This window comes from Kitasatospora sp. MBT63 (genome assembly GCF_000710465.2).
Taxonomy (GTDB): domain Bacteria; phylum Actinomycetota; class Actinomycetes; order Streptomycetales; family Streptomycetaceae; genus Kitasatospora.
This window is the reverse complement of the sequence record NZ_JAIZ01000531.1, coordinates 1-4,800: the sequence shown is the minus strand read 5'-3', so window position 1 is coordinate 4,800 and position 4,800 is coordinate 1. Positions and strand designations below refer to the sequence as shown.

Annotated in this window: 5 protein-coding genes; 2 read left to right on the top strand and 3 right to left on the bottom strand. The window is 73.7% G+C overall.

Annotation, left to right across the window (positions count from 1 at the left end; genetic code table 11):
* Nucleotides 1-69 precede the first annotated feature (69 nt).
* A complete protein-coding gene (gene tatA, locus AA75_RS28560; RefSeq protein WP_033823166.1) occupies nt 70-252 on the top strand; it encodes a Sec-independent protein translocase subunit TatA in 183 nt (60 codons plus the stop codon).
* Between the two features lie 138 nt (nt 253-390).
* Here tatA and AA75_RS28555 read toward each other — a convergent pair whose 3' ends face one another.
* The 3 genes from AA75_RS28555 to AA75_RS28545 form a co-directional block, all read right to left on the bottom strand.
* Nucleotides 391-1,554, bottom strand: a complete 1,164-nt coding sequence (locus AA75_RS28555; protein ID WP_033823165.1) for an agmatine/peptidylarginine deiminase — start codon at nt 1,552-1,554, stop codon at nt 391-393.
* A gap of 152 nt (nt 1,555-1,706) precedes the next feature.
* Nucleotides 1,707-2,867: an agmatine/peptidylarginine deiminase gene (locus tag AA75_RS28550; RefSeq protein ID WP_033823164.1), complete on the bottom strand. Its 1,161-nt coding sequence runs from the start codon at nt 2,865-2,867 to the stop codon at nt 1,707-1,709.
* Between the two features lie 208 nt (nt 2,868-3,075).
* Nucleotides 3,076-3,654, bottom strand: a complete 579-nt coding sequence (locus AA75_RS28545) for a TetR/AcrR family transcriptional regulator (RefSeq protein WP_233289230.1) — start codon at nt 3,652-3,654, stop codon at nt 3,076-3,078.
* 187 nt (nt 3,655-3,841) lie between these two features.
* On the opposite strand from AA75_RS28545, the gene AA75_RS28540 reads away from it, so the two are divergent.
* The coding region (locus tag AA75_RS28540) for a serine/threonine-protein kinase (protein WP_233289229.1) at nt 3,842-4,800 on the top strand (959 nt) is incomplete at its 3' end.

The following is a 4,800-nucleotide window of genomic DNA, read 5'->3' as shown; positions in this document are numbered from 1 at the left end:
CGGCCCCCGCCCGGCCCCCTCCCGACCGGCCGCCCACCCGTCCGACCCGAAAGGTCCGGTGACCCACCCATGCTCCGCAACGGATTCGAACCCTGGCACATCCTCATCGTGGTGGCCGTGGTCGTCCTGCTGTTCGGCTCGAAGAAGCTGCCCGAGATGGCCCGCGGGCTCGGCCGGTCCCTGCGCATCCTGAAGGCCGAGACGGCCGCGCTGCGCGAGGACGGCGCCGAGCCGGAGCCTCGGGCCGACTGAGCGCGACGCCACCCACGCACCCGGTCCACAGAAAGGGGGCAGGCACCCAGGTGCCTGCCCCCTCCCTCGTGCGCCCGTGCGCCCGTGCGCCCGTGCAGCGGCTCTTCCGTCCGGCCGTTCCACGGGCGCATCCGGCCGTCAGCCGGCCGCCGGGGTCCCGGGCTGATCGTGGGTGGAGCAGTGGATGCCGCCGCCGCCCGACGCGATGTTGTCGATCTTGAGGGGGACGATGTCCCGCCCCGGGAAGTGCTCCCGCAGGATCTGCCGGGCCCGGTCGTCGGCCGCCGCGTCGCCGAAGCGCGGCAGGAACAGCGACTTGTTGGCGACGTAGAAGTTGATGTACGAGGAGACGAAGGCGTCCCCGCGCCCGGTGATCCGGTCCGGGTCCGGCTGGGGCAGCTCGATCACCTGCAGGGGCTTGCCGGCCGCGTCCGTGGCGTCCTTCAGCACCTCCTTCGCCTGGGCCGCGGACCGCGACCAGACGTCGTCGGGCGCCCCGGGGAACGGCTGGTCCAGCAGCACCACACCGGGCGCCGCGAACCGCACCAGGCAGTCGACGTGGGCGTCCGTGATGTCCTGGTCCCGGACACCGGCGAACCAGATCACCTTCGTCACGCCCAGCGCCGCCTTGAGCTCGGCCTCGATCTCGTCCCGGGACCTGCCGGGATTGCGGCGCTCGTTGACCACCGAGCTCTCGGTGACCAGCAACGTCCCCTGGCCGTCGGTCTCGAACGACCCGCCCTCGGCGACCAGCGGCGTGGTCACCCGCCCGAGGCCGTACCGGGCGAGCAGCGCACCGGCCAGCGCGGTGTCGTTGCCGTGCTCCTTCTGCTTGTTCCCCCAGCCGCTGAAGTTGAGGTCGACGCCCTTCAGGGTGCCCGAGTCCTCGACGAACACCGGTACGGTGTCCCGCGCCCACAGGTCGTCCACCGGTAGCGGGACGACCTCGACGCCGTCCCCGCAGGCCCGCTGCGCAGCCTCGGCCTGGGCGGGCCGCGCGAACATCACCACCGGCTCGTAGCCGGAGACGGCGCGGGCCAGCCCGGCGATGTCCTGCCGGACGTCCGGCAGTTGACTGTCCCAGATGCCGGCCGACGCCGGCCAGGACATGAAGGTCCGCGCGTGGCTCTCCCACTCCGCGCCGAACCGGCGGCCGGGTGCCGCGCCCTGACCCGCCGCCGGCGACTCGGGCGCCGCGTCGTCCTCGCCGAACGGCGAGCACGCGACACCTCCCAGGGTCAGCAGACCGACGCCGGCGGCGGCGCGCAGCACGGTTCGGCGGGACGGGGAGAAAGCTGTCACGACACACTCCGGTGGGAAGGGGACAACGGGCTCGTCAGGGGCGGCGGGCTCGTCAGGGGCGGCGGGGCCGGAGACGGTCGGCCCGACGGCCCCGGGGCGCGGACCTGGGGGCTGGGGCGCGGACCTACGGGGCCCGGCTGCGAGGAGCGGTGCTACGGCAGCGGCTCGTGCATGGTCGAGCAGTGGATGCCGCCGCCGCCGGCCATCAGCCGGTCGACGTCGAGCTGGACGACCTCGCGGCCGGGGAACGCCGCTGCCAGCGCGCGGCGGGCCGCGGCGTCCTTGGCCTGGTCGCCGAACTGCGCGGTGATGACACCGCCGTTGACGAGGTGGAAGTTGAGGTACGAGTCGACGAACTTCGGGTCCCGCGACCGGATGGTGTCGGGGCCGTCGATCCGGATGACCTGGAGGCGGCGGCCCCGGGCGTCGGTGGCGCGCGAGAGGATGTCGGACTGCTGACGGGCGTCACGAGCCCAGACGTCGTTGCGGTCCGCCGGGGGCAGCTGCACCATGACGACGCCGGGCCGCACGAAGCGGGAGGTGACGTCGATGTGGTCGTCGGTGATGTCCTCGCCCTTGATGCCCGGCACCCAGATCATCTTGTCGGCGCCGTAGGCGTGCAGCACCGCGTCCTCGATCGCGTCGCGGCTCATGCCGCGGTTGCGGTTCTTGTTGACGAGGCTGCTCTCGGTGGCCATCACGGTGCCGTCGCCGTCCGTCTCGACGGCTCCGCCCTCGCCGACGAAGTCCGCCCTGGTGAAGCGGAGCCGGTTGCGGTCGGCGATGGTGCGGGCGACCTCGGCGTCGTACGCGTGGGTCTGCTTGTTGCCCCAGCCGTTGAAGTTGAGGCCCACGGCGTCCAGGCCGCCGTAGCCGTCGCGCCGGAAGACCGGGGCGGTGTCGCGCATCCACAGGTCGTCGGTGGCGACCGCTTCCGTCACCGTGACCCCGGGGCCGCACCGGGCGCGGGCGTCCGCGGCCGTGTCGGCGTCCGGGGCGCACAGCACCACCAGCTCGAACTGGGCGATCGTCCGGGCGATCAGCGCGATGTCCTGCTGGACCCCGGCCAGCTGGCGGCCCCAGACGGACTTGCGGGACGGCCAGGACATCCAGGTGCGGGCGTGCGGTACGTCGTCCGCCGGGACCCACCAGCGCGGAAGTGCCGCGGCGGAGGCCGGTGCGCCCGACGCGACCGATCCCAGGGCGAGGCCCGCCGCACCCGCGCCCGCCGCACCCAGGACGGAGCGCCGAGAGGGGCGGGCGCCGAAGAAGCGGTCGACGAGGGAGCTTCCTACGGTGCGGTGGTCGTTCATGTGGGTCTCCAGATCAAGTATCGCGTCCGGCGGGCGGGACCTGCGCGCCGCCGTGCCCACACTGTCGCATTGACTGAAAATTCAGTCAAGGACGTGATCATCGGCCTCCCCTGTAGGATCCGCGGTCGGCGCCGACATGCCACTGCCCCCGCCGGTCGGCCGACGGGGGCAGGATGCGAAGGACGGCAGCGCCGCGGCGGGCTTCGGGTCAGCCGGCGAGCCGCGCCAGTTCGCTGTCGATCGCGCCCGCCATCAGCTCGCGCGCATGGGCGAGCGGGAGACTGCCGCTGAGCCAGCGCACGCTCAGCCCCTCCAGCAGCGCGGTCAGGCGCTCGGCGGAACCGGCGAGGGCGGCGGCGCCGCTCATCGGCCGCACCTGGCCCAGTAGTTCGGCGATCTCCTGGACCCAGACCAGGGTCGCCCGGGCCAGGTCCTCGCGCAGCTCGGGCTCGAACACCGCACTGGCCCGCAGCTCACCCCAGGCCGTGCTGTTCTCCCGCACCTCGGGGGTGTCCTGGAACTCCAGCAGCAGGGTCTGCTCCAGCTCCCCCCTGGCGTCCAGCGGCGGACCGTCGGCCTGGCGCTCGGTGGTGTACCGCTCGGCGCGGTCGCTGATGAACTCCATGGTCGCCCGCAGGATGCCGGTGCGGTCCTTGAAGTGGTAGTAGATCAGCGCCGTGGACACGCCCGCCTCTGCGGCCAGCTCCTCCACGCGCAGCCCGCGGACTCCGCGCCGGGCGATGACCCGCGCGGCCGCTTCCATGATCGAGGTTCTCCGGTCAGCCACGAGGCACCACCCTACCCGGGGTCCCGGGCAGGACTGAACCCCGTTCCTGACTGAAATTGCAGTCGGGTAGGGTGCCGGGCAGAGCGGCCGCCTCCCCGAGCCGGGTCCGCCCGCACGCCGGCCGCTCCTCCACGAGCCCGTTCACCGGTGCCGACCCCACCCCGCCCCCGACCGCTGGAGAGCCATCGTGACCACCGGAGACCGCGGGTTCCCGCCTCCCCCGACCTTCCGGCCACTGTCCGAGGACGATCCCCGGGAGGTCGGCGGCTACCGGCTGGTGGCACGGCTCGGCGTCGGCGGGATGGGGCGGGTCTACCTGTCGTACACCCGGGGCGGGCGGCCGGTGGCGCTCAAGGTGGTCCGGCCGGAGCTGGCGCAGGACGCGGAGTTCCGGCACCGTTTCGCCCAGGAGGTGGCCAGCGCCCGGCGCATCCACGGGCTGTTCACCGCCCAGGTGGTCGATTCCGGCGTCGACGACCCCTTGCCCTGGCTGGCCACCGCGTACGTGGCAGGCCCTTCGCTTCAGCAGGTGGTCCACCGGTTCGGCCCGCTCCCGGAGCGGACCGTCCTGCTGATCATCGCCGGCATCGCCGAGGCCCTCCAGGCGGTCCACGCCACCGGTGTCGTCCACCGCGACCTCAAGCCCGGCAACGTCCTGATCGCCGCCGACGGCCCGCGCGTCATCGATTTCGGCATCGCCCGGGCCGCCGACACCAGCGCGCTCACCTCGACCGGCCTGCGGATCGGCTCCCCCGGCTTCATGGCCCCCGAGCAGGTTCTCGGCCGGCCCGCCACCCCGGCCACCGACGTCTTCGCCCTCGGCGCCCTCGCGGTCCACATCAGCGCGGGCGCGCCGCCGTTCGGCGACGGCCCGGAGTCCGCCACGCTGTACCGGGCAGTGCACGAGGAACCGGACCTCTCCCGGGTACCGGCCGCCCTGCGCGGGCTGCTGCTCGGCTGCTTGGCCAAGGACCCGGAGCAGCGGCCCGGCACCGACCGGATCATCGAGGCCGCCCGCGACCACCCCGCCGTCGGCGGCCACCTCCGGTTCACCGAGGACTGGCTGCCGCACCAGGTCAGCACCGACCTCCTGCACCGGGCCGACCTGCCCACCACACCGGCCGGGCCCGCCACCACCCTCGACAG

Bases quoted from the DNA above. Each gene is read 5' to 3' on its own strand.
- tatA (WP_033823166.1), top strand. From the start codon at position 70: ATGCTCCGCAACGGATTCGAACCCTGGCACATCCTCATCGTGGTGGCC.
- AA75_RS28550 (WP_033823164.1), bottom strand. From the start codon at position 2,867: ATGAACGACCACCGCACCGTAGGAAGCTCCCTCGTCGACCGCTTCTTC.